Origin of the sequence: Agarivorans sp. 1_MG-2023, from assembly GCF_030548385.1 — a bacterium.
Lineage (GTDB): Bacteria > Pseudomonadota > Gammaproteobacteria > Enterobacterales > Celerinatantimonadaceae > Agarivorans.
The window spans coordinates 310,289-334,590 of sequence record NZ_JAUOSJ010000003.1; the positions used below are offsets into that span (position 1 = coordinate 310,289).

Sequence of the window (24,302 nt, forward strand, 5' to 3'; positions counted from 1 at the left end):
TCATCCCGTGTAAGTTAGCTGGACAAACTTACCAAGGACTCTTCACGTTGGCATTGTTAGATAAAACCAAAGCTAAAATACACAAAATAGCGCTGTTATTGGTGTTAATTGTAGGCTGGGTAAATGTTTCACCCGCCAAAACCTTGGTTTGGGGAACGGCTTTTCATGCTGAGCCTAACGTAATTGTTGAGGAAGTGGATGCTAACAGTAATTTTATCAACCACTTGTTGTTCGACCCTTTGTTTTTACTTGATCAACAAGGAAGAGTCGCCCCACGCTTGGTGACCAAGTGGAAGATAATATCGCCTACTCAAATTCAGTTTGAGTTACGTAATGATGTTGTTTTTCATTCGGGAAATCCGCTGACGGCTGAAGACGTAGAGTGGACCTTTAATCGCATTCAGCAACAGCCTCACTTACAAAGTTTGTTTGCACCGATTAAAAGCTTAAAAGCTTTAAATAGTTCGCAGTTTGAAGTGCTCACTTACCGACCATTCTCAGAGTTGATTCAGCGTTTAAGTTATATATTCCCAGCAGACAAACAGTTTTATCTAGCAAATCAGGAATTAGAAAACACCGAGATAGTCTCTTTAGTATCGGGAACTGGACCTTTTAAGTTGGCCCGTTACATACCGGGTATTGTGACCGAGTTTTCCATTAACTCTAAATATTGGCGTAATAAGCGCAGTAATATTACGCAAATTAAAGTGGTGCCAATTGTGCAGTCTGAAATGCGCATGGCGAGCTTATTTTCTCGCGATGTGGATGTGGTGGACCATGTACCCGATAACTATGTAGAGCTGTTAAATAAAGACCCGCAACTATCCGTTATTCAGACCGAGGGTCTAAAGTGGTTGGCCATTGAATTAAATCAACGCCATCCCGCGCTGGCTAATCGGCGGGTACGCCAAGCGTTAAACTTGGCGATTGATAATGTTAGATTGGCTGAAGTGTTGGGGCCTTACGCTTTAGCGTCTACCCAGCTAAGCATCCCTGGTCTTCCTGGTTACAATAAAGAATTGTTGCCGCGCTATAACCTACTACTGGCGCATCAATTGCTGCAGCAAGCGGGTTTTGAAGATGGCTTCACGCTTACTATTGCAGTCCCCAAACAGCTATTTGGCGAGCAGTCTAAAGTGGTACCGCAACTGGTGTCGATGTTGGATCGGGTCAACATCACCCTCGTGCCAGAATGGTTAGATGAACAAGAGTATCAAGCCAATATTGAAAACTGCGCAAGTGATGTGATGTTAACGCGCCGCCAAAGTGATGCTGGTGACGTATTAAGTATTGCTCGCTCTATGTTCATTGAGGATACCGGCACAAGCCCGCAAATGGCAGGTTGTTTGTCTTACCGAAATGAAAAGGTGACTCAGCTTATATTGGCTGGCGAGCAAGAGCTTGATGAAGAAAAGCGCGACAAGATTATTCAATATCTTGAGCAGCAGTTATACCAAGAAGCGGTGTTTGTGCCTTTATATTGGCAACGAAAGATATGGGCACTGAACCAGCGGATTAATATTGAAAATATGAATCGGGCTAGTCCATTCCCATTGTTTGAACGTTTACAGGTGTTAGATTAACGCGAAGGCTTATTGTTAAAGTCTTCAATTTTTTGTTGAATGCCTACACTGTCTAAACCTAGCAGTTGGTATATTTCATCTTGGCTACCTTGCTCAACAAAATTGTCGGGTAAGCCAATGTTGAGTACTTTTACTTGGTTAAGTTGTTCAGCAAATAAAAACTCGTTTACTGCCGAACCGGCGCCACCCAAAATGGCATTTTCTTCCACCGTTACAATTAGCTCATGGCTCTCGACTAACTGGCGAATACAGTCTTTGTCTAGCGGCTTAACAAAGCGCATGTCTACCAGTGTTGCATCGAGGTGTTCGGCTACAGGAGCGGCTTTACATAACAAGCTACCAAAGTTGAGAATGGCAATTTTTTTACCTTCGCGTAATACTCTGGCTTTACCAATCTCTATGGCGCTCATTGCATCGTTGATTGGCGTATTGTCTGCGCCGCCACGAGGGTAGCGAACCGCAGCAGGCCCCTGATGTAAATGGCCTGTGTAGAGCATTTGCCTACATTCATCTTCGTTGGCGGGTGCCATAATTACTAAGTTAGGCACTGCTCTTAAGTAGCTTAAATCAAAAGCACCTTGGTGAGTTGGGCCGTCTGCGCCAACAATGCCAGCGCGGTCGATAGCAAATAACACCGGCAAGTTTTGAATGGCTACGTCATGAATCAACTGGTCGTAGGCACGCTGTAAAAAGGTACTGTAGATAGCCACAACTGGTTGGTAACCCGCAATGGCTAATCCAGCGGCAAAGGTCACTGCGTGCTGCTCAGCGATGGCTACGTCGAAGTATTGCTCAGGGTACTCTTTAGAAAAGCGCACCATGCCCGAACCTTCGCGCATCGCTGGGGTAATTCCCATTAGCTTTTTATCTTTGGCTGCCATGTCGCACAACCAATCACCAAATACCTTAGAGAACGTAGGCGCGGCACCTTGGCTTTTAGGTAAGTTACTTTGGCTAGGGTCAAATTTAGGCACGCCGTGGTAACCAATAGGATCTTGTTCGGCGGGTAAATAGCCTTTCCCTTTTTTGGTCATTACATGCAAAATTTGCGGACCTTTTAAGTCACGCATATTGCTTAATGTTCGCACCAAGCCTTTTACATCATGGCCATCAATAGGGCCAATGTAGTTAAAGCCAAATTCTTCAAATAAAGTGCCCGGTACTACCATGCCTTTAAGGTGTTCTTCAGCGCGGCGAGCCAGCTCTTTAATCGGCGGCATACCGCTGAGTACTTTTTTCCCGCCTTCACGGAGCGAAGAGTACAACGAGCCAGAAAGAATGTTCGCTAGCGAGTTATTGAGTGCGCCAACGTTTTCCGAAATCGACATCTCGTTGTCATTTAAAATCACTAACATGTCGTTGTGGATTGCGCCCGCGTGGTTTAGCGCTTCAAAAGCCATACCGGCGGTCATGGCGCCATCGCCAATAACAGCCACCACTTTACGGCCTTGCTGTTCTTTTTCAGCGGCTATCGCCATGCCTAAGGCTGCACCGATTGAGGTGCTAGAGTGGCCTACGCTTAATACGTCGTACTCACTTTCACCACGCCATGGGAAAGGGTGTAAACCTTTAAACTGACGAATGGTCGACATTTTTTCACGGCGACCAGTAAGAATTTTGTGCGGGTAAGCCTGATGACCAACATCCCAAACCAATTTATCAAAGGGGGTGTTGTATACGTAATGCAAGGCAACAGTGAGTTCAACTGCGCCTAAGCCTGAGGCTAAATGGCCACTCGACTGGCTAACACTGTTAAGTAGATACTGGCGAAGTTCGTCACATAGTTCGGGAAGCTGCTGTTGCTCTAGTTGGCGCAGCTGCGGAGGCAGGTCTGCAAGAGCAAGAGTTGGGTAATCTTTAATATTCAGTGTCATATAAAATGCTTATCATTATTTTTATTGTTGACGACTAGTTGTTTCGATGCACGACATAATCAGCCAATGAGGCTAGCAACTCACCATTGTAAGGCAAACTCTCTAAAGCTAACAGCGCTTCTTTACCTAGCAATTCAGCCTTTTCTATGGCACCGTCCAAGCCTAGCAAACTTGGGTATGTGCTTTTGTTTAGCGCCTCATCAGAGCCTTGAGGTTTACCTAAAGTATCGGTATCACTAATTATATCTAAAATGTCATCTCTAACTTGAAAAGCTAAGCCTAACGCATCGGCATAACGAGCTAAAGCTTGTTGTTCATTTGGCTGGGTAATATTGGCGCAAATTGCGCCCAGCATCACCGCCGCTTTAATAATAGCGCCGGTTTTATGTTGGTGAACGGTTTCTAACTGCTGCAAGCTTATTGTTTGATTGGTTGCTGCAATATCTAAGGCTTGTCCGCCACACATACCATTGTATCCGGCTGCTTGGCTTAACACTTTTAGCATAGCGACTTTTTGCGCATCACTGGCTGGAGCATCAGCAATTAAACTAAACGCCAAACTTTGCAGAGCATCACCGGCTAAAATTGCTGTGGCTTCGTCAAAGGCGATATGGCAAGTTGCTTGGCCGCGGCGAAGATCATCGTCGTCCATGGCAGGTAAATCATCATGAATAAGCGAATAAGCGTGAACGCATTCAACGGCTGCTGCTGCAGTATTAAGTAGCGCTGTTGAAGCTCCGTTTAATTGACCCACGATGTAAACAAGCAGCGGGCGAACTCTTTTTCCGCCTAGCAATAAACCATGGCGCATAGCGGCCAATAAACGCGGGTCGTTTACTGTTTGCTGCTCTAGTATTTGGTCTAAGTGCGCATTAATTTGTGATTGATAGTCAGCGATGGTGCTGGCTAAAGTAGTATTCACTCAGAAGACTCCTGAGACAGCGGTTCTAAAGTATCACCGTTTGGACCTTGGCGAAGTATCTCAACCTGTTGCTGAGCTTGCTGCAGTTTTGCTTGTCCAGCGTTAGCAAGGCCAATGCCGCGCTCAAATTGTTTGAGTGAATCTTCGAGGCTTAACTCACCTTGTTCTAATTGTTGAACAATGTCCTCAAGTTCATTTAAAGTCTCTTCAAACTTCATCTTTTCTGGTTTTTTTGCAACCACAGCCAAGGCCTCTCTCATACTTATGCTGGCGCAAAGTTACCCTAGGCGTATAGGTAGGTCAAACATGCGACTCAAGTATTTTTATTTTGGTCGATAAATATAGAAGAGCTTGGTGTGTCAAGATATTGATATGAGAACACAAAATTACCTTCGATTCTGTTTTGGGAGTAGACTAGTATTAGTTTAATTAGAATCTCTAGGCTACAGGTTAAAAGGAAAAAGCAGTGGATTTAGCAACGCTGATTGGGATTATCGGCGCCTTCGCGTTTGTTGTAATGGCGATGGTGATGGGGGGCGGGATTGAGATTTTCATCGATATCCCTTCGGTACTGATTGTTTTTTGTGGTTCGTTATTTGTTGTATTGATGAAATACAACCTCGGCCAGTTTTTGGGTGCAATTAAAATTGCGGCCAAAGCTTTTATGTTTAAGGCCGACAAACCCGATGATTTAATTGAGCGCTCAGTTGAAATGGCTGACGCTGCCCGTAAAGGGGGCTTTTTAGCTTTGGAAGAAGCTGAGATCACCAATCCCTTTATGCAAAAAGGCATTGATATGCTAGTTGATGGTCACGACGCTGACGTAGTGCGTGCCACCATGGAGAAAGATATTTCTCTCACTTCTGAACGCCACGAGTTTGGCGCAGGCATATTCAAAGCTCTAGGCGATGTGGCGCCGGCAATGGGTATGATTGGTACGCTAATTGGTTTGGTAGCGATGTTGTCTAACATGGATGACCCTAAGTCTATTGGTCCTGCCATGGCGGTAGCCTTGTTAACGACCTTGTACGGTGCCATTTTAGCTAATATGGTGGCGATTCCCATTAGTGAGAAGCTATTGCTGCGTGCCGGTGAAGAAAAACTAAATCGTAGTCTTATTTTAGATGCGGTATTAGGGATCCAAGATGGGCAAAATCCGCGTGTGATCGAAGGCGTGTTGAAAAATTATCTGCCGGAAGGTAAGCGCTCTCTTGGTACAACCGACGAATAGGTGACGCAGTAATGGAAGAACCTTGCAAATGTCCCCCCGAAGGTTTGCCCGCATGGATGGGCACCTTTGCCGATCTTATGTCTTTATTGATGTGTTTCTTCGTATTGCTATTGGCATTCTCGGAGATGGACGTATTAAAGTTTAAACAAATCGCTGGTTCGATGAAGTATGCCTTTGGTGTACAAAACCTGTTGGAAGTAAAAGATATTCCTAAAGGAACCTCGGTGATTGCCCAGGAGTTTCGCCCTGGTCGCCCAGAACCCACACCAATTGAAACCATCATGCAGCAGACCATTGACATGACTCAGGCCAAGCTGGAGTTTCATGATGGTGAAGAAGCCGATGCGGGCGGGCAGCAAAAAGCTGCAGGCCAACAGACCGGCGGCCGAGCCTCTGCTACTCAAGCTCAATCTTCACAAAGCCAGTCAGAGACTCAAGCCCAGCAAAATGAAACCGCTAAGCGGATTGCTCAACAATTGCGAGACCAAATTGAAGATGGCGCGATTGAAGTGGAGTCATTAGGTCAGCAAATTATTATTCGCGTGCGCGAGAAAGGCGCATTTCCTTCTGGTTCGGCATTTTTACAGCCTAAGTTTAGGCCGGTAATTCGCCGCGTGGGCGAAGTGATTAAAGATATTCCGGGCATTGTTACGGTGTCTGGGCATACCGATAATCAACAAGCAGAATCGGAGCTGTATCGTTCAAACTGGGATCTTTCTAGCCAACGCGCGGTATCGGTTGCACATGAGCTGATTAAGGTACAAGGGTTTGCCGAAGAACGGTTGATAGTAAGTGGCGTGGCAGATACTCAACCGCTGCTTAAAAACAATACTTTGGAAAATCGTCGCCGCAACCGCCGTGTAGAGATAGGCATTATGCAAGGTAAAGCCTCTCAATCTGGTGAGATCGCGGTCTCCGACGCACAATAGTTATTTACCTCGCCGCTAATACCGGCGAGTTTCTTTTTTTGTCCTCTCTTTTTGCTTCGCTTTGCGTTTTATTCACCAAAGTATTGCATTTGTTCTTAGCCTAAAATAAACAAGATTGGCTCACTGCCATAACTCGCGGTATAATTCGCGCCCAAATTTATCAAGGCCCCAGAGTTATGAAGTTCATCGTTAAACTATTTCCAGAAATTGCTATGAAGAGTAAGCCGGTTCGCAAGCGCTTCAGCAAAATCCTGCAAAGCAATATTCGTAATGTAATTAGTCCTATCGATGAAACGATTCGCGTACGCTTAGACTGGGATCGGATGGTGGTCACTTCGCGTAACGAAAGCGAAGAAAACCGAGCAGCGGTTATCGAAGCCTTGTCGTCTACACCGGGCATTGTGCATTTTCTCGAAGTGTCTCAGCATACTTTTACTGATCTACACAGTATTTATGAACTGACTCATGAGGTATGGAAAGACCGCTTAAAAGGTAAAACCTTTTGTGTTCGAGTAAAACGTAGCGGTAAGCATGACTTCTCATCAATTGAGGTTGAGCGTTATGTTGGTGGTGGCCTTAACCAACATTGTGAAAGTAATGGGGTACGCTTAAAGAATCCAGATGAAACGGTAAAACTAGAGATATCTGACGAAGATGTTTATCTGGTTAAGGCCAAACACGAAGGCCTAGGCGGTTTCCCGATAGCCACACAAGAAAGTGTACTGTCACTCATCTCTGGCGGCTTTGACTCTGGCGTATCGAGTTACCAGCTCATTAAACGTGGCGCCAAGGTGCATTATTGTTTCTTTAACCTTGGTGGGCGTGCTCACGAGCTAGGTGTTAAACAAGTTGCTCATCATCTTTGGAAGCGTTTTGGCTCATCTCATCGGGTGAAATTTGTCGCCGTAGATTTTGACCCAGTGGTAAACGAAATTCTTGAGAAAGTAGACAACGGCCAAATGGGTGTTGTGCTTAAACGAATGATGGTACGGGCTGCTTCTGAGGTAGCTAAAAAACTGGATATTCCAGCCTTGGTGACCGGCGAAGCGGTTGGTCAAGTGTCTAGTCAAACCTTAGTAAATTTAAGCATGATTGACCGGGTATCTGAAACCTTGATTTTGCGCCCACTTATTGCCACCGACAAGCAAGACATAATTGATGTTGCTAAGCGCATTGGTACCAATGATTTTGCGGAAACTATGCCAGAGTACTGCGGTGTTATTTCGAACAAACCTACGGTGAAGGCGGTTGAATCTAAATTGCTTATTGAAGAAGAAAAGTTTGATTTCTCTATACTCGAAAAAGTGGTTGAAGATAGCCGCATTACCGATATTCGCGACATTGCTAAAGAAACCGACGAGCAAGTCACCGAAGTTGATAGCGAAGAGGTTGCGCAAGATAAAGAAGCAGTAATATTGGATATTCGCTCTATGGAAGAACTAGAGCTAAAACCCTTTGCAATGGATGGTGTTGAAGTGAAACATATTCCCTTCTTTAAATTAGCCACCCAGTTTGGCGATTTGGATCAAAGCAAGCACTACATGTTGTACTGTGAACGCGGTGTAATGAGCAAACTACAAGCCTTGTACTTACAAGACGCTGGCTTTAAAAATGTTGGTGTTTATAGCAACAAATAGTTCATTTAGCCCTGCTTTAATTAAGCCGACTTTCGTCGGCTTTTTTGTCTGCTAAATAGTTAAAAGTCATTAAAAAATATGAATTTTTGCTACCAGTTAGCATTTTAAACAGCTTTTACTGATAATTGCCTCAAACTAGGAGTTTTATCACACCGTTCACTCTCAGGTGGTATAAACTTAGAGTAGGTTTTAGCACAAAAAGGGGTAGAAGTATGAGCGCTCTATTTTTAGTTACCGCAGTGGGCGAAGATAAACCCGGTACGCTAAATCGCTTAGCCGATATAACGCATTCTCAGCAGGGAAAGTGGCTAAGCAGTCGCGTAGTTAACCTCGATGGGCAATTTGCCTGTATCTTCAAAGTTCAAGTTCCACAAAAAAATAGCCAAACCTTACAAGATGCGCTTCTTAATGTAGACGGTGTTCAGCTTGATATTCACGATTGTAAACCTGCGCATCTATCGCAATCAGAATCTCTGCGCTTAGTGATTGATGCTGAAGATAGACCTGGACTGATTAACGATATTACACGTTTGTTGGTGGGGCATGGGGTGAACGTTAATAAGCTTGAGTGTCATCGTGTTAGTGTGCCGGAGGCAGGAGGTAATGTATTTACTGCCGAGCTTGACCTCATGGTGCCAGACAGTGAAAACACGGCGAGCATTATTGCTGAGATTGAAAGTTTACAAGCGCAAATGGTGGTGAACCAAGCTCACTAAATGTGCGTTAAGCGGGTAAGTTGTAAAGGGCGGCAGTAAGCGGCCCTTTTTGTTATTTGCTACTTGAGATTAAACTCTTTCACCGCGTTAAGAATACTGCGAATACTGTATTGGCCAATAAACTTACCATTTTGTACTACAGGCATTCTGCGGCGTTTTTCCTTAATCAGTTTTTCTGCTACTGCCAGTATGTCCATGTCAGTGCCAATAACATCCACTTCTTCGGTCATAAAATCGGCAACACTTCCTCCAATCTCTCCGTGGTAAGTACCTTTTAAAATCGCCTGTAAACAGTCTATTTCAGAAATGACTCCAACCACTTCACGTTGCTGGTTTATTACTGTGGCACCCGATACTTTTGCCGCAAGCATGATGTCGATAGCCTCAAACAACGAGGTAGTAGGTTGTACCGTTACCGGGTTTTTAGTCATGTAATCGATCGCGCGGATAGAGGTTAACGCCATGCTTTCTTCCTTAAAATTGCAGGGTTTCTTTAAGATATGAATAAAAAAATCGCTTTTTGTCCAGTTGTTTGTATAAAAAACTAGTGCGAGTTAAAAAAACCAAGGTGACTTTAAAATAATTGTAGATGCTATGTTACGTAATAACCTGATTATTTAGCTTAAAGGCATTTTCGTTCAAAGGACTTACCCAGATAACACTCGGTAGACTGCGACCTTGGTAGTAGAGTGTAAATACTGTGAACAATGAATACCTTAGTCTTTTAAGATAAGCGTTACACTTAAGCCTAATTAGCTAAAAGCAAAAGCGAGACTGCTGGAATGAGCCAACGCAAATTGCATGACTTGTTTTCTCCAAAATCTATTGCGGTGATTGGTGCATCAAACCGTGCTTTACGCCCCGGCAACGTGGTGATGAAGAACTTGATGAGTGCTGGATTTAATGGCCCAGTAATGCCGGTAACCCCTAAGTATAAGGCCGTGTTGGGTGTGCTTGCTTATCCAAGCATTGAGAAGTTACCACAGCGGCCCGATTTAGCAGTGGTATGTGTGAACGCCACACGCCTGCCAGAGGTAATAGAAAAGCTGGGTCAGTTTGGCTGTAAGGCGGCCATTATTACTGCCGGTGGTTTAGACATAAATGTTGATGAACCACAGCAAACGGTTACCGAGCAAATACTCGCATTGGCCCAACGCTACGGTATGCGTATTTTGGGACCGAACAGTTTAGGCATTATGCTGCCCCAGCTCGGGCTTAATGCGTCTTTTGCTCATGCCAATAGCCAAGTCGGGAAAATTGCTTTTGTGTCACAATCTGCTGCGGTGTGTACCACAGTACTTGATTGGGCTAATGATAAAGGCATAGGCTTTTCCTCGTTTATTTCCCTAGGCGATGCATTAGACATCGACTTTGGTGAGCTACTCGACTATTTGTCTCGAGATGCCAAAACCCAAGTAATTATGCTGTATATCGACTCGGTAAAAGATACTCAACGCTTTATGTCTGCGGCGCGGGCTGCCTCGCGCAATAAAGCTATTTTGGTGATTAAATCCGGGCGCAGTAGTGTGGGGGCCAAGGCGGCTTCGTTGCATACTGGTGGCCTAGTAGGCAACGATGCCGTTTACGATGCCGCTTTTAAGCGTGCTGGTATGTTGCGGGTTAAAGATTTACATGAGTTATTTGCCGCGGTAGAAACGCTGACCTACGCCAATCCTTTGCAAGGTGAGCGACTAGCCATTTTGAGTAATGGCGGTGGTCCAGCAGTATTGGCGGTTGATGCCTTGATGGAGCGCGGCGGTAAGCTAGCTGAGTTTTCTGAAGAGACCTTAGCGAAGTTGTCTGAAGTTTTACCTAGCGCATGGTCGGGGCAAAACCCCTTAGATATTGTTGGTGATGCCGATCCTTCTCGTTATGCCCAAGCCTTAGATATTGTCGCGAGTAGCGGTGAAGCCGATGCTTTATTGCTAATGCATGCGCCGTCGGCATTGGCAGGAGCCGAGTCTACCGCTGAGGCGTTAATCAAGGTGATTAAGCAAGATAGCAAAGCACGGCGGTTAAATATTCTTACCAATTGGATGGGGGAAGCTACGGCGTACCCTGGGCGGATGGCGTTTACCAAAGCGGGCATTCCGACTTATCGAACCCCAGAGGGGGCGGTGGGGGCGTTTATGCACATGGTAGAATTTAGGCGTAATCAGAAATTGCTCTCAGAAACTCCAAGTACTGCTGTGGAAACCGCCGTTGACCAAAGCGCAAAGCAGATTTTGCAAAGTGCTTTAGAGCAGCAAAAATTTGTATTAGAAACCCATGAAGCTAAACCCTTGCTGCAAGCTTTTGGTTTGCAAACTATCGATACATGGTTGGTGCATGATGTGGCAGAAGCTATCGCGTGTGCCGAAGATATTGGTTATCCGGTGGCGCTGAAAATTCAATCCCCAGATATTTTGCATAAATCCGATGTACACGGTGTCAGTCTAAATATTAACAACCAACAAGAGCTTAAGATTGCCGCAGAATCAATGCTGGATAGGGTTCAACAGGCTTACCCTCAAGCCAGAGTTGAGGGGATGGTCTTGCAGCGCATGGCCTTAACCGCTGGAGCACAAGAGTTGCGAGTGGCAGTGATTAATGACCCGGTGTTTGGCCCTGCGATATTTTTAGGCGAGGGTGGCTCGGAGTGGGATGAAACCCAAGATGCCGCGGTAGCTTTACCGCCACTGAATATGAGTTTGTCCCGTTACTTGGTTATTTCTGCCCTTAAGGCGCAAAAGATTAGAGACCGGCGTTTGCCTAATGGGCTAAAAATGGAAGCCTTATGCACCATGCTCACCCGCTTATCTGATTTAGTGATTGATTGCCCAGAGATTGCCCGTTTAGACCTTAACCCGGTACTCGCAGCAGGCGATAACATTACCTTGTTAGATGTAAACATGCGCTTGCAAGCGGCTGAGCAAGGTTTAGGGCAGCGCTTGGCGATTCGCCCCTATCCCAAAGAACTAGAAGAATATTGCCAGATTAAAAATGGTAGCAAAGTATTGCTGCGTCCTATTTTGCCAGAAGACGAACCCAAGCATTTAGCCTTTGATTCTTCCCTTACCGAAGAAGACCGTTACAAGCGCTACTTTGGCGCGAGAGGGCAAATGACGCATGAAGAGATGGCGCTGCTTACGCAAATAGATTACGCCCGTGAGATGGCTTTTATTGCGGTAGACGAGAGCGCCGAAGATGACCGAGCTATCCTTGGCGTAGTAAGGGCGAGCATTGATCCTGATAACCTTGATGCAGAGTTTGCCATGGTGGTAAGAAGTGACTTACAAGGTCAGGGTTTAGGCAAGCAGCTACTGCAAAAGCTTATTGCTTATTATCAGGCAATGGGCACCCAAACCTTGAGTGGGATGACAATGATTCAAAACCGAGGCATGGCAGGTTTAGCCAAACATCTAGGGTTTAGAGTGAAGTTTGAACTGGAAGATGGGGTGATAGAAATGCAGTTAGATTTACAAACTGCTGAAGAGTAACACCAGCCTAAGAGTGAATCCTTAGGCTGTAAAATGTAAAACCGAAGGGCTAGAGACTAAAAGCAACAAACTGCTGCATTACAGCGCAGTTTGCATCTATCCGTTGGTCAAAGTCTTCCAGTGCAGGGGTTTCGCTACAAGCGCCCCATTTAGCCCCTAATCTTACCAAGCAAGATTCAAACGAAGTATCGTAGTGGTTGTGGATTAAGCCCTTATCTAAGGGGCAACCATCGATACTGTTGTCCGCAGCCACTTTAAAAAAGCCCGCTAAGCTGTCGCGTAAACCAAGGCTAAATGCACCAGCGGCTTGTTCAGGCTCAAAAGAATAGACATAGCAGTTATGCTGCAGCACGTCTTCGTGGCAAGTGAGTATGCCATCTGTACTAAGTGTTTTTAGCAAGTCTTGTTGAGCAATTAGATTTACAAACTGCTGAAGAGTAACACCAGCCTAAGAGTGAATCCTTAGGCTGTAAAATGTAAAGCCTAAGGGCTAGAGACTAAAAGCAACAAACTGCTGCATTACAGCGCAGTTTGCATCTATCCGTTGGTCAAAGTCTTCCAGTGCTGGGGTTTCGCTACAAGCGCCCCTTTTCGCCCCTAATCTTACTAAGCAAGATTCAAACGAAGTATCGTAGTGGTTGTGGATTAAGCCCTTATCTAAGGGGCAACCATCGATACTGTTGTCTGCAGCCACTTCAAAAAAGCCCGCTAAGCTGTCGCGTAAACCAAGGCTAAATGCACCAGCGGCTTGTTCAGGCTCAAAAGAATAGACATAGCAGTTATGCTGCAGCACGTCTTCGTGGCAAGTGAGTATGCCATCTGTGCTAAGTGCTTTTAGCAAGTCTTGTTGAGCAATCAGCAGTTTGCCTTCTACAGAGCTATCGGCACTTTCAAGTGCACGTCCGGCGGCAAACTCAAAACCTCGGTTAGGGTTTTCACCATATTGGTTGAAACGATGGCCAGCTTTAAACCCAGTAGGGTTTACCAGTGGTAGTAAACTAAGATTAATCTTATTGAACACCTCACTATCTAGCTGTGAGAGAAACTTTAACATGCCCCAAGGCCCAGCGGCTTCTTCACCGTGAAAACCAGCACTAATCAGTAGGTTTGGGCGTGAAGAGTGCGGGTTAGGAGATTGGTAAAGATCGAGTGGGTAAGCTTCTATTGCACCAAGTGTTTGCTGCTGCATTCCTAAACGCTGCATTTGCTCGGCGAGTAAAGAATAAAAGCTATCAATATCATTGCTGGCACTTTTGAACTGGCTCGATTGCCAATGAAACTGTTGAAATGAAGAACGGCTCACAAGCTAAGCTCCTGCATGTTATGTGATGAATAGGCTAACACTACCAGCACTTTTGCTTCAGCTCTAGTGTCATTCATTATTTTAGCCCCAGTAATGTTATTGGCTGGCTACAAGCTAAAGTGTTTTAGGAACATAGGCTTAAATGCGTTTTATATAGATGGTTTTATGAAGCAGGCTTAGCTGAATATTAAAAGAGCCGACTACTAATCGTCATCATCATCGGGGTGTGAATTCACCACTTCTAGTAGTTCTTGCTCCAATAGTTCGGCAATGGCTTGGTGTTTTTTATTCAGGTAAAAGTAGCTTGTGATTTCGATAAAGTGTTGGTCAAAACAGGGTTTGATTTGCTGTCTCTCTTGAGCGCTGTAAATAAATTCGACCGAGCGCTTGCTGGCAGCAAAGTAGTCGGCACGACCTCGCCGCAGCATTTCTACCATTAGTTTTGGCGAGGATACTTTCTCAAAGCCCACTTCAGAGAGTTGATAAAAAATGTTGAAGTAGGGGATGCCGTTTAAACCAACCGGCTTAAAGTTACTCAGCTGGTCAGGGTGGGCGACGCAGTTTTGATCTTGAGGCACCCAAATCCACAACTTTGAAGACTCAATAGGCACATCTATTTTCAGCATATTGTCGGATTTTCTGCTGGGAAAATCGTAAGGAAAAGCTTCACCGTCTAATAGGTTTAACTCTAACAAGCGACTGGCTCGCGCTTCAGGCAGGGGGATTAGTTCGAGCTCAATATCAATTTGTCTGGCGGCCTCAACTAAGTAATCTAAACCCGGTTCATCTTCACCTTCATCTAAATCAAAGTCGAGCACAGCTACCTTCATTAGCGCCGCAGCGATAACTGAAGTACTGAGTAGACTTAAACTTAAACAAGCCACAAGGTTTTTCAAGAGATTGCTCTTACCAGTTGAATACCCTCAGTATAGGTTTTTTTTTTATCTTAACTAACGAATACTACTCATTTTTAGTAAGTTGTGAAGCGCGCTAAAAATATTCGGCGATGGCTAAATAGCGCTGGCGAATATGCTCAATAAGTAATTTGATTTTTTTCGGTTGTTGGCGAGTGAAAGGGTAGACCGCGTAAATACCGAGTACTTTGGCGGCTTGGCCTACCAATATCTCCTGTAAGCGCCCTGCGGCTAAGTCCTCATGTACCAAGCAGCGAGGTACATAAATTACCCCGTGTCCTGCTATTGCTGCGGTTCTTAAGGCTCTGGCATTGTTGGTACTAAAGCCACTGTTTACTCGAACGGCTTGAGTTTGCTGCTTACTGTGAAACATCCACTCCTCAGCGCCACCTTCTTGGTAGCTGTAGCTTAAGCAGCGATGTTTGGTGAGCTCGTCGGGTGTCCACGGAATACCTCGCTTCGCCAAGTAGCGGGGGCTGGCAACCACTACCCAATGTGAGTCAATAATGTGGCGAGCAATTAGCGAGGAATCAGGCAAACTGCCGGTTCTAATCGCCAAATCAAAACCGCCTTCTAATAAGTCTACAAAGCGGTTATCCATCGACATATCCACGCTAATGTCTGGGTATTGCTCACAAAATGACGCCAAGGCCTCTGCCAGCAGTAATTCGCCAGAAATGGTGGGCACACTGATTTTAATTTTCCCACTCAGGCTTTCTCCGTATTCGCCTACTTCGGCAAAGGCTTCTTGTGCACTTAGCGCAATATCTTTGGCTTGTAGAAATAGCGCTTGGCCTGCTTCGGTGAGCGAGAGTTTACGGGTAGTGCGATATAGCAGTTGTACCGATAACTCTTGTTCTAAACGAGCCACTCGTTTGCTAATCACAGAGTTAGTAAGCTCTCGTTGTTCGGCTACGCGGCTAAAGGATCCTTGCTCAACCACATCGGCAAACAAAATTAAGTCATCTACATTTGGCATATTTTGGAAATAATTAATTTCTTTGTTTCTATATATGGATAAATATCGAGACTGTAAAGTAAATGTTAATTAAAAGTGTGTTTTAGCCTCGGCTTTGTGTGAACTCTCACATTTGGCCTTTGGCACTAAGGTCTTATTTTAGCCAGCGGAGCTTCAACTAAAATAAGCCAATAAACACTAAATCAGCATGACTAGTTTGCATGAGGTAGGGAATGAACCAAGCAGGATTAAGGATGTATCCGAGCAAGCCAAACAAAGTGTATTTTTATGCCACTTGTTTGTTAGACGTGCTTGACCCCAATGGCGGATTAGCCGCAATTGAACTGCTGGAACGTGAAGGCATAGAAGTAATTTGGGTGGAAAAACAAAGTTGCTGTGGTCAACCTGCTTATACGTCTGGTTATCAAGACCAAGCCAAAACGGTCGCCTTAAGCCAAATGGCGCTATTCCCCAACAACTACCCGGTAGTGGTAATGTCTGGCTCCTGCGCCGGCATGATGTTTAAACATTATGCTGACTTATTTGCCGTCAGTGAACATGCCGAAAAAGCACAGGCATTTAGCCAAAGAGTGTTTGAATTTAGTGAGTTTTTGGCACGAGTATGCCGAATAAAACTAAGGGACAAGGGAGAAGCCAGCTCAGTGGTATTGCATACATCTTGCAGTGGCCGACGAGAAATGGGCATACATACAAGCTCTGAGGCCTTATTGGCTCAGTTAGATAATGTTGAACTCAAACAAGCCGCTTACGATACCGAATGCTGTGGCTTTGGTGGTAGCTTTGCATTGCGGCATGCCGAGATTAGCCAAGCGATGGTGGAAGACAAAGCCTCTCATTTAAAGCAATCGGGAGCCGACTATTTAGTGAGTGCCGATTGGGGCTGCTTGGCTAACATTAATGGCCACTTAGCCTATCGTGGCGAGGCCAGCATGTTTAAAGGCCAACACTTAGCCAGCTTTTTGTTAAAGCGCACTAAACCCGCTAGTGAGGCTAAAGCATGAGTGTACAACATTACCAAGCAAGCCAATTTAAACGCCAAGCCAGCGACGCGCTCGCCGACCAACAACTACGCCAGAACTTTCGCGGCGCCATGGATTACTTACAAAAAAAGCGTAAAGACGCCTTTAGTGATGAAGACGAATTAGCGCAATTACGCTTACACGCCGAGAACATTCGCCAACGCTGCTTAAGCAAGCTACCGCAGTTACTAGAGCAGTTAGAACAAAATTGCCAAGCTAACGGTATTCAAGTGCATTGGGCCGAAGATGCCAACCAAGCCCAGCAGCTGATTGCTGAATTAATCCAGCAAGCAGGGGGTAAAAAAGTAGTAAAAGGTAAATCGATGGTGACCGAGGAAATCGAGCTAAATCACCATCTGGAAAGCCTAGGTATAGAGTGCGTAGAAAGTGATATGGGTGAGTATATTGTGCAGCTAGCAGAAGAAACGCCTTCGCACATTATTATGCCTGCTATCCATAAAAATAAGCAGCAAGTGGCGGATTTGTTCTTAGAGCATATCAAGGATTTTAATTATACCTTGTCGGTAGACAAGTTGATCCAAACCGGTCGAGAAGCCTTACGTAACAAGTTTAAGCAAGCCGATGTGGGCATTTCTGGGGTGAACTTTGCGGTTGCCGAAACAGGCACCCTTTGTTTGGTGGAGAATGAAGGCAATGGCCGCATGACCACCACCGTGCCACCCCTGCATATTGCGGTGACCGGTATAGAAAAAGTGGTGGAGTATTTAAGCGATGTACCGCCACTGTTTAGTATTTTAACTCGCTCGGCCACTGGCCAGCACATTACTACTTATTTCAATATGATTTCGGGGCCGCGCCGTTCGCCAGAGCGCGATGGCCCGCAGCAAGTTCACTTGGTGTTATTAGACAATGGCCGCTCGCAAGCTTATGCCGATGACGCTTTGCGTAAAACTTTGCAGTGTATTCGCTGCGGCGCGTGTATGAATCATTGTCCGGTATATACCCGGGTAGGCGGGCACGCATATGGCACCACCTATCCTGGCCCCATTGGTAAAATTATTTCCCCGCATTTACAAGGTTTAGAGCAAACCAGTGATTTAGTCACCGCCTCTAGTTTATGCGGTGCCTGTGAAGAAGTTTGTCCGGTGAACATTCCTATTCCCAGCTTGCTGCAGCGCTTGCGTCACGATGTAAAAATGCCTGCGGAGAGCGCTACTTCGTCACTAAAAGGCCAAGCCAGTGCTGCCAGTTTTAGCGAACACAATGCTTGGCGTTTTTGGGCGTGGTTAAGCACTCATCCAAAGATTTATCACCTCGCCACTCGCATGGTTCTAACCTTAGCCAGATTTATTCCTTTGCCTATGGGCGCGTGGACCCGTTGCCGTTCTAAACCAGAATTGGCATCACAGAGTTTTCATCAGCAAATGAAACAACGGGCAAATAAAGGAGCGAGCTTATGAGCAACGCAAGTGCATTGGCAAAAGCCAATATTATGCAGCGTTTAAGTGCGGTATCTGCGCTTAGCCCTAAACCGTCTACTGGCAGCCATCAAGCGTGGCAAAGCCCTAGCCATGAGGTTTGCTTAACACGATTTAAGCAGCAACTAACCAACGCCCATGCTGAAGTGATAAGCATCCCCAATACTGAACAATTAACTGGAAGCTTGATTGAGTTAGCGGCGTTGCACCAATGGCAAAGTGCCATGTTAGGCACTGGGGGAGATTGGCATCAGCTGTTTACTCAGGCTTTAACATCGCGACTAAAACTCAGTGTTTTTGAGCAAAATTTCGAGCAGCACAAGTCAGATTTATTCAACAATACGTCGGTAAGCTTAACTGGGTGTGACGCAGGAATTGCCGACACGGGAACCTTGGTGCTTAAACCTAGTGCCGAAGAGCCGCGCAGTTTGTCGCTATTAGCGCCGTGTCATGTGGCTGTTATCAAAGCCAGTCAAATCGTAGATAACTTTGCTTTGTTAATGGCTCAGCAGCAATGGCACCATGGGCTGCCCAGTAATGTGGTGCTTATATCTGGGCCATCTAAAACGGCTGATATTCAGCAAACCTTAGCGTATGGCGCGCACGGCCCTAGCGAATTAATTGTGATAGTGATTGAGGGCGAATAAGTCGCCGAAAGTATTTAATTGCCAATTATTGATAGTAAATGGAACAGGATTACACCATGAATCAAGCCAACAGCCCGGTGTTAGAGGGATCTTACCAACAACTGTTTGACCAGCTTGCCGCAGAGTTGTTACCCGAACAGCTGATGACCAGCCACGCACAAACGCTGGCTTACGGCACCGATGCCAGCTTTTACCGTTTGATTCCCAAGTTAGTGGTAAAGGTAAATAATTTAGCGCAGTTGCAGTTGGTTATGGCTAGCTGCGCCCAATTGGCGCTGCCTTATACTTTTCGCGCAGCCGGAACCAGTTTATCGGGGCAAGCCATTTCAGATTCGGTATTGATATTGTTAAGTGATGACTGGCGCCAGCATCAAATTCTGGAAGACGGCGATAAAATTAGCTTACAGCCCGGTGTTATTGGCGCAGATGCCAACCGCTACTTAGCGCCTTTTCAGCGAAAAATAGGCCCTGATCCAGCTTCAATTAACGCGTGTAAAATTGGCGGTATAGCGGCCAACAATGCTTCGGGAATGTGCTGCGGCACGGCGCAGAACTCTTATCACACCATGGCGTCTATTACGGTGGTGTTTTCCGACGGCACGGTATTAAATACCGGTGATCCGCACAGCGTTGCCGCCTTTAAACGTAGCCATCAAGGTTTGTTAGAAGGGCTGTCAGAACTCGCTCAAAGCACCCAGCAGAACACAGACTTAGCCGACAAAATTCGCCATAAATATCGGCTGAAAAATACCACCGGTTACAGCCTTAATGCGCTGGTGGATTTTAGTGACCCCTTCGATATTTTACAGCACCTGATGATTGGCTCTGAGGGCACTTTAGCCTTTATTGCAGAGCTGACTTATAACACCGTGGTAGAACATCCACATAAAGCATCAAGCTTGTTGGTATTTGCCGATAGTGACACAGCATGTAAAGCGGTGCAGGTATTAGCCGACCAGCCCGTAGCCGCGGTAGAACTAATGGATGGCCGCGCGCTGGCCTCTGTGGCAGACCAACCGGGCATGCCAGATTTTATTGCCAGCTTAGACATGCAGGCCTGCGCTTTACTAGTGGAAACGCGCAGTAGCCAAGCCGATGAACTGACCACGCTCTGTCAACAAGTGATGGATAGCGTGGTCAGTTTCCCCCGCATCGGTGAGGTTGCGTTTACCACTAAATCGTCAGAAACCGCCGCCCTATGGGCCATTCGTAAAGGCATGTTCCCCGCAGTGGGCGCAGTACGGGAAACCGGCACAACGGTGATTATTGAAGACGTTGCCTTTCCGGTAGAGCGCCTAGCCAATGGCGTACATGAACTACAAACCTTGTTTACTGAGCATGGTTATCACGAAGCGATTATTTTTGGCCATGCCTTAGCGGGCAACCTGCATTTTGTATTCACCCAGGGCTTTGAAGACCCAGCAGAAGTAGCGCGTTATGGCCGCTTTATGGATGCGGTTAGCCAACTTGTAGCGGTTAAATACCAAGGTTCGTTAAAGGCCGAGCACGGTACTGGCCGCAATATGGCGCCGTTTATCGAGCTAGAGTGGGGCAGCGAGGGAGTAGCGCTTATGCAAAAAATTAAGCAGCTATTTGACCCCCAAGGTTTGCTTAATCCCGGGGTAATTCTTAACCAAAACAACCAAGCGCATTTAGAAAATTTAAAACCAATGCCAGCCGCTAACGAGCTGGTGGACAAGTGCATTGAGTGTGGTTTTTGCGAACCCGTGTGTCCATCGCGCAGTTTAAGCCTTAGTCCACGGCAGCGCATTGTATTATATCGAGAGCTTAGTGAACTGCGCCGCAGCGGCAGTAATGCTCCGCGTTTAACCCAACTAGAAAAAGACTTTAAATACCAAGGGGTAGATACCTGTGCCGCGGTAGGTTTATGCGCCGACCGTTGCCCTGTGGGGATCAATACCGGAGATCTAGTTCGCCAATTACGCGAGCAACATTACGCTAAATATAAAAATATCGCGCGCTGGACAGCCGATCATTTCTCAAGTGTGGCTAGCATCACGCGTTTAGGTTTAGGAACCGCTGAGTTAGGCCAAAAAGTGCTTGGTTCCAGCGCGATAAGCTCTATTAGTAAAGGCATTACAAAAGTCTCATTGGGTAAGGTGCCAACCTGGAACCCCGCTTATCCCACCCGCGCTAAATACCAACCGCCACAGCCACGTTTTCACAAAGATAAAGTGGTATACATTCCCTCTTGTGCGGTGCGCACTATGGCGCCACAAGCCGACGCCATAGATCCTCGGCCATTGGTAGAGGTAACTTGTAACGTGCTGGAAAAAGCTGGCTTTGAGGTGATTATTCCCGATAAGGGAGATGATTTGTGCTGTGGTATGCCTTATCACAGCAAAGGCATGTTCGATATTGCTACAGATAAATCCCAACAGCTGGAAGACATTATTTGGCAGCTTAGCGAGCATGGTCGTTGGCCTGTACTCATGGATACCAGCCCTTGTGCTAAGCGCAGCCAAGAGCAATTTGCTCAGCCTCTCGATATCTATGAACCAATTGGTTTTATTCATCAGCATGCCTTAGATAAACTAAACATCGCCAAGCTAGAACAACCAATAATGCTGCATTTAACCTGCAGCTCTCGTCGTATGGATATGCACGACCCCTTGCTAGACATCGCCGATCGCTGCGCCGAGCAAGCTATATTGCCAGAGCACATTTATTGCTGTGGCTGGGCAGGCGACAAAGGCTTTACCACTCCAGAGTTAAATCAAGCTGCGCTAGCGCCATTAAAAGCGCAAGTACCTGAAGGCTGTACTCGTGGTTACAGCAATAGCCGAACCTGCGAAATTGGTTTATCGCACCACAGCGGCGTTGCGTATCAGTCTATTTTGTATTTGGTAGATGAAGTGAGTTTGTAGGTAGGGCTGTAATTTATCTCACATAGTTTTTAGTTCGGATATGATAGCTTTGTTTTATGTAACTATGACGAAAAGCTACTTAGTAAGATATTGGGGACTTATGGAAGATTTTTATTCGCTTATCCAGAAACAACGGTGGGGGGAAATACTAAAACTTGCAAAAGATAAGCAATCAACTTTAAAAGGTAACCAACAAGAATGGGTTCGTATCTGTGAGATTCTTGAATTAGAGTTTTTGAAATATGCTGAAAACGAAAAGCTTGTGTTGGTATCAGAACTGAGTACAGAGTATCTAAAGTTGTTCTGGAGTGAATATATTATCCTAACGACTAAAGGAGCTTCAGACATAGAAACTTTGGGTATTAGAGCACTCCAAGGCCAAAAAAAGAGTATTCAGGAGATATTGGCTTTTGCAAAAATGTGCAGATGTTCGCCACTTGCAAAGCAACTCATAAAGAAAAGCTTAAATGAAAGTGATCCAATAAAACAGAATGCTTCTTCAGGTATAGACCGTAAATATAAGAGGTTAGATTGGCTTACACCTTTGTTTAAAAGTGAGCTAGAAACGACTTTCTATGAAGTTCTAAAAGATCTTTTTCCTAGCTACTTTATTTATCCCAACGTAGCGTTAAGTAATATATTTGAAATGGCACTTCTTTTTCCGTCGTTAGAGAACGATGAACGGGACTTTTATTATAAAGGGATTGTAGATTTTGTACTTTATGATCCGATAGATAAGCATCTACCCAAGTATTTCTTTGAAGTCGATAGTTTTTACCATGATACACCAGAAGCAAAAGGTAGAGACTCAAAGAAAAATGCAATATTTGCCGCCGCGGGGATAGAGTTGATTAGAATTCGCCCTGACTCTAATACTGATTCAAGTACACTTAAAAATGACTTCAAGAAAAAGGTGCTGTCTGAAATAAGGATTAATATTCAATAGCTTAGGTTTTTTATCGCTATGGGTAAGTGTTTTTACCAATTGCAGCCTCTTCATATAGGGGCGATTTACTTTGTTAGGCTCAACGAAAGTAAACAAGCAATAATGGCTCAAAAACGAGTCACACCTCTTTTTATCATACAAATACCCTTGTATCATGTTTTTACTCGTTTCCATCAATAAGATCCTGTAATGAACAAAGACACTAGCCTACAAGCCGCTAAGGTATTACTTAGCAATCGCAATACCGATCAAAAAGTTGCGCGTTTAGCGCCTGAGCTTCGTCCTCATACCATTGATGACGCGTTAGAGATACAAGCGGCAATGGCAGAATTACGCCAAGATAAGATTGGTGGCTGGAAGTGTTTATTGCCGCCAGCAGAAGACAAAGTGATTGTGGCGCCTATTTTCACTGCCGATGTGCAAAGCGGTGCTCAGTGTGAGCTAATGGCCGATACTGGTATTGCCAAAATTGAACCAGAAATCGCCTTTGTCTTAGCCAAAGACTTACCGGCTCAAGCAGATGATTACAACGAAGCGCAGATTAACGACGCGATTGGCGATTGCCACATGGCTTTAGAACTTATTCAGCGCCGCTTTGCCGACAGTGAAGAGGCTGCTTTTTTAGAAGTGCTAGCCGATGGCTTAGTTAACCGAGGTTTGTACTTGGGGCCTAAACTAGATAAAGCCAAAGCGTTTGCCGCCAGCAGCATTCAGTTAAGCCTTAGTCAAAACGACAACAAACAAAGCTTTGAGGGTAAACACCCAAATCAACACCCTGTCAGCCCTATTTACTGGCTAATTAACTTTATGAGCAAGCGAGGCGTAAGCTTTAAGGCAGGAGAAGCGCTTATTACAGGCTCTTACGCTGGCATTGTAGAGTTGGAGTTTGATGTTGATACCTTGATTGAATATCAAGATCTAGGTGCTTATCAAGTTAAGCTGGTAAAAGCCCAAGCCAGCTAGGGTTACCGAATGCTTTGGTAAGCAAGCTTTAATCTAGAAAAGAGCCTTAGGGGCTCTTTTTTTATGTTTACTGTTAGCCTTTGGGGTTATTGCTGGCCTTTAAAGTAATGGATATGGCTTGTTCTTTAATGAGGGCGCGAATAGATGGTAAAAGTTTTAGAGGGCTGTGAAAGCGCAGTTAGGGGAAAGTGGTAAGGTTATAGGGCAATAAAAAAGGGAAAAACCATGCTTGGTCTTTCCCTTATTAGCGATTAACTCAGTGCTATTTATTTAGCAAAGTTAATAATTGGGAAACACTTGAAGAAACCATTGTCTGCACAGTTAATTAAACCAATTTGAACGCCGTCAATAGTATTTGTTTTGTTGAATATGCCTAACTGGAAGTTAGATTTTTCAGAAATACTGGCAACACCTATATCTGCTTTGGTGTAGCCTTCAGAGTAGTTAACCGCACTCCAGTTTAAGCCATTCACATCGTTAGTTACGTTTACTGCCGCTAAGTTCACACCGGTAGTTGAGCCAGTGTTCCAGTTAAACAAACCTAAAGAAGCACCTTTCATTTCTTCGGTCACTTTAGCGCCACCAAAAAATAAACCAAAGTTAACACCAGTGGTGCGTTTGGTTTCAGACATACCTAGTACCGAAAAATCTACACCTTTTACTTCGTCTACCTGGCCGTGAAGAACCGATAAACGTACGCCGCCAACAGCGTCAGCATCAGGTGCATTGTAGCCATTCATTGTTGAGAACATAACTGGTGCGCTAGCCATTGCAGGGACAGAGACAAAAGCAGCTAAAGCTAAAGCAGGGATGAATTTTTTCAAAGGTAAATC

At 45.3% G+C, this 24,302-nt stretch carries 21 protein-coding genes; 12 read left to right on the top strand and 9 right to left on the bottom strand.

All coding sequences use genetic code 11. The annotated features are described in order from the left end of the window. Positions 1-47 precede the first annotated feature (47 nt). Entirely contained in the window at positions 48-1,583 is a 1,536-nt protein-coding gene (locus Q4592_RS05770; protein ID WP_303510977.1) for an ABC transporter substrate-binding protein, read from the top strand. Here the strand turns inward: Q4592_RS05770 and dxs are convergent. From dxs to Q4592_RS05785, 3 genes are read right to left on the bottom strand one after another with little or no spacing between them, the layout of a single operon-like run. Beyond that, positions 1,580-3,457 (bottom strand): 1-deoxy-D-xylulose-5-phosphate synthase, encoded by a 1,878-nt coding sequence (gene dxs / locus Q4592_RS05775; RefSeq protein ID WP_303510981.1) that lies wholly within the window; start codon positions 3,455-3,457, stop codon positions 1,580-1,582. The two genes, Q4592_RS05770 and dxs, sit on opposite strands and share 4 nt — an antisense overlap. Positions 3,458-3,491: 34 nt before the next feature. Next, positions 3,492-4,379, bottom strand: coding sequence for a (2E,6E)-farnesyl diphosphate synthase (gene ispA, locus Q4592_RS05780; protein WP_303510988.1), 888 nt, complete (start codon positions 4,377-4,379; stop codon positions 3,492-3,494). After that, a complete protein-coding gene (locus tag Q4592_RS05785) occupies positions 4,376-4,597 on the bottom strand; it encodes an exodeoxyribonuclease VII small subunit (protein ID WP_303511292.1) in 222 nt (73 codons plus the stop codon). The genes ispA and Q4592_RS05785 overlap by 4 nt, the downstream gene beginning before the upstream one ends. Before the next feature lie 248 nt (positions 4,598-4,845). Between Q4592_RS05785 and pomA the strand changes: the two genes are divergently transcribed. From pomA to Q4592_RS05805, 4 genes are all read left to right on the top strand, one after another. Beyond that, positions 4,846-5,610, top strand: coding sequence for a flagellar motor protein PomA (gene pomA, locus Q4592_RS05790; protein WP_137671712.1), 765 nt, complete (start codon positions 4,846-4,848; stop codon positions 5,608-5,610). A gap of 11 nt (positions 5,611-5,621) precedes the next feature. After that, positions 5,622-6,539: a flagellar motor protein MotB gene (locus Q4592_RS05795; protein WP_303510990.1), complete on the top strand. Its 918-nt coding sequence runs from the start codon at positions 5,622-5,624 to the stop codon at positions 6,537-6,539. A 176-nt stretch (positions 6,540-6,715) separates the two neighbouring features. Continuing rightward, a complete protein-coding gene (gene thiI / locus Q4592_RS05800; protein WP_303510991.1) occupies positions 6,716-8,176 on the top strand; it encodes a tRNA uracil 4-sulfurtransferase ThiI in 1,461 nt (486 codons plus the stop codon). A gap of 212 nt (positions 8,177-8,388) precedes the next feature. Then, positions 8,389-8,892 (top strand): glycine cleavage system protein R, encoded by a 504-nt coding sequence (locus Q4592_RS05805; protein WP_303510992.1) that lies wholly within the window; start codon positions 8,389-8,391, stop codon positions 8,890-8,892. A 59-nt stretch (positions 8,893-8,951) separates the two neighbouring features. Here the strand turns inward: Q4592_RS05805 and Q4592_RS05810 are convergent, their stop codons facing one another. Continuing rightward, positions 8,952-9,356: a CBS domain-containing protein gene (locus tag Q4592_RS05810; protein ID WP_137671708.1), complete on the bottom strand. Its 405-nt coding sequence runs from the start codon at positions 9,354-9,356 to the stop codon at positions 8,952-8,954. Positions 9,357-9,674: 318 nt separating this feature from the next. Here Q4592_RS05810 and Q4592_RS05815 point away from each other — a divergent pair, with 318 nt between their 5' ends. Next, positions 9,675-12,371 carry a bifunctional acetate--CoA ligase family protein/GNAT family N-acetyltransferase gene (locus tag Q4592_RS05815; protein WP_303510997.1) on the top strand — a complete coding sequence of 899 codons (2,697 nt, stop codon included), beginning with the start codon at positions 9,675-9,677 and terminating at the stop codon, positions 12,369-12,371. 49 nt (positions 12,372-12,420) lie between these two features. Here the strand turns inward: Q4592_RS05815 and Q4592_RS05820 are convergent, their stop codons facing one another. From Q4592_RS05820 to Q4592_RS05835, 4 genes are all read right to left on the bottom strand, one after another. Then, positions 12,421-12,771, bottom strand: a complete 351-nt coding sequence (locus tag Q4592_RS05820) for a hypothetical protein (protein WP_303511000.1) — start codon at positions 12,769-12,771, stop codon at positions 12,421-12,423. Between the two features lie 90 nt (positions 12,772-12,861). Next, positions 12,862-13,674, bottom strand: a complete 813-nt coding sequence (locus tag Q4592_RS05825) for a M14 family metallocarboxypeptidase (RefSeq protein WP_303511003.1) — start codon at positions 13,672-13,674, stop codon at positions 12,862-12,864. A 203-nt stretch (positions 13,675-13,877) separates the two neighbouring features. Next, positions 13,878-14,570 (bottom strand): hypothetical protein, encoded by a 693-nt coding sequence (locus Q4592_RS05830; protein WP_303511005.1) that lies wholly within the window; start codon positions 14,568-14,570, stop codon positions 13,878-13,880. A 94-nt stretch (positions 14,571-14,664) separates the two neighbouring features. Then, complete coding sequence (locus Q4592_RS05835) at positions 14,665-15,567, bottom strand: LysR family transcriptional regulator (RefSeq protein ID WP_137671704.1); 903 nt, start codon at positions 15,565-15,567, stop codon at positions 14,665-14,667. A 233-nt stretch (positions 15,568-15,800) separates the two neighbouring features. Here Q4592_RS05835 and Q4592_RS05840 point away from each other — a divergent pair, with 233 nt between their 5' ends. From Q4592_RS05840 to Q4592_RS05865, 6 genes are all read left to right on the top strand, one after another. Then, entirely contained in the window at positions 15,801-16,568 is a 768-nt protein-coding gene (locus Q4592_RS05840; RefSeq protein WP_303511008.1) for a (Fe-S)-binding protein, read from the top strand. After that, a complete protein-coding gene (locus Q4592_RS05845; protein WP_303511011.1) occupies positions 16,565-18,007 on the top strand; it encodes a LutB/LldF family L-lactate oxidation iron-sulfur protein in 1,443 nt (480 codons plus the stop codon). Before Q4592_RS05840 ends, Q4592_RS05845 begins: the two co-directional genes overlap by 4 nt. After that, entirely contained in the window at positions 18,004-18,672 is a 669-nt protein-coding gene (locus tag Q4592_RS05850) for a lactate utilization protein C (RefSeq protein ID WP_303511014.1), read from the top strand. The genes Q4592_RS05845 and Q4592_RS05850 overlap by 4 nt, the downstream gene beginning before the upstream one ends. A gap of 56 nt (positions 18,673-18,728) precedes the next feature. Continuing rightward, on the top strand, positions 18,729-21,560 hold the full coding sequence (locus Q4592_RS05855) for an FAD-binding and (Fe-S)-binding domain-containing protein (RefSeq protein WP_303511017.1): 2,832 nt from the start codon (positions 18,729-18,731) through the stop codon (positions 21,558-21,560). Between the two features lie 100 nt (positions 21,561-21,660). Further along, positions 21,661-22,506 (top strand): DUF2726 domain-containing protein, encoded by an 846-nt coding sequence (locus tag Q4592_RS05860; RefSeq protein ID WP_303511019.1) that lies wholly within the window; start codon positions 21,661-21,663, stop codon positions 22,504-22,506. Positions 22,507-22,695: 189 nt separating this feature from the next. Then, positions 22,696-23,469 (top strand): fumarylacetoacetate hydrolase family protein, encoded by a 774-nt coding sequence (locus Q4592_RS05865; protein WP_303511021.1) that lies wholly within the window; start codon positions 22,696-22,698, stop codon positions 23,467-23,469. 266 nt (positions 23,470-23,735) lie between these two features. Here the strand turns inward: Q4592_RS05865 and Q4592_RS05870 are convergent, their stop codons facing one another. Continuing rightward, a complete protein-coding gene (locus Q4592_RS05870) occupies positions 23,736-24,293 on the bottom strand; it encodes a phaC PHA synthase (protein ID WP_303511023.1) in 558 nt (185 codons plus the stop codon). Positions 24,294-24,302 lie beyond the last annotated feature (9 nt).

Excerpts from the sequence above, each read along its gene's own strand:
- Q4592_RS05855 (WP_303511017.1), top strand. The coding sequence starts at position 18,729 with ATGAATCAAGCCAACAGCCCGGTGTTAGAGGGATCTTACCAACAACTG.
- Q4592_RS05865 (WP_303511021.1), top strand. The coding sequence starts at position 22,696 with ATGAACAAAGACACTAGCCTACAAGCCGCTAAGGTATTACTTAGCAAT.
- dxs (WP_303510981.1), bottom strand. The coding sequence starts at position 3,457 with ATGACACTGAATATTAAAGATTACCCAACTCTTGCTCTTGCAGACCTG.
- Q4592_RS05795 (WP_303510990.1), top strand. The coding sequence starts at position 5,622 with ATGGAAGAACCTTGCAAATGTCCCCCCGAAGGTTTGCCCGCATGGATG.
- Q4592_RS05850 (WP_303511014.1), top strand. The coding sequence starts at position 18,004 with ATGAGCAACGCAAGTGCATTGGCAAAAGCCAATATTATGCAGCGTTTA.
- Q4592_RS05835 (WP_137671704.1), bottom strand. The coding sequence starts at position 15,567 with ATGCCAAATGTAGATGACTTAATTTTGTTTGCCGATGTGGTTGAGCAA.
- Q4592_RS05805 (WP_303510992.1), top strand. The coding sequence starts at position 8,389 with ATGAGCGCTCTATTTTTAGTTACCGCAGTGGGCGAAGATAAACCCGGT.
- Q4592_RS05840 (WP_303511008.1), top strand. The coding sequence starts at position 15,801 with ATGTATCCGAGCAAGCCAAACAAAGTGTATTTTTATGCCACTTGTTTG.
- Q4592_RS05785 (WP_303511292.1), bottom strand. The coding sequence starts at position 4,597 with ATGAAGTTTGAAGAGACTTTAAATGAACTTGAGGACATTGTTCAACAA.
- thiI (WP_303510991.1), top strand. The coding sequence starts at position 6,716 with ATGAAGTTCATCGTTAAACTATTTCCAGAAATTGCTATGAAGAGTAAG.
- Q4592_RS05845 (WP_303511011.1), top strand. The coding sequence starts at position 16,565 with ATGAGTGTACAACATTACCAAGCAAGCCAATTTAAACGCCAAGCCAGC.
- Q4592_RS05815 (WP_303510997.1), top strand. The coding sequence starts at position 9,675 with ATGAGCCAACGCAAATTGCATGACTTGTTTTCTCCAAAATCTATTGCG.
- Q4592_RS05810 (WP_137671708.1), bottom strand. The coding sequence starts at position 9,356 with ATGGCGTTAACCTCTATCCGCGCGATCGATTACATGACTAAAAACCCG.
- Q4592_RS05860 (WP_303511019.1), top strand. The coding sequence starts at position 21,661 with ATGGAAGATTTTTATTCGCTTATCCAGAAACAACGGTGGGGGGAAATA.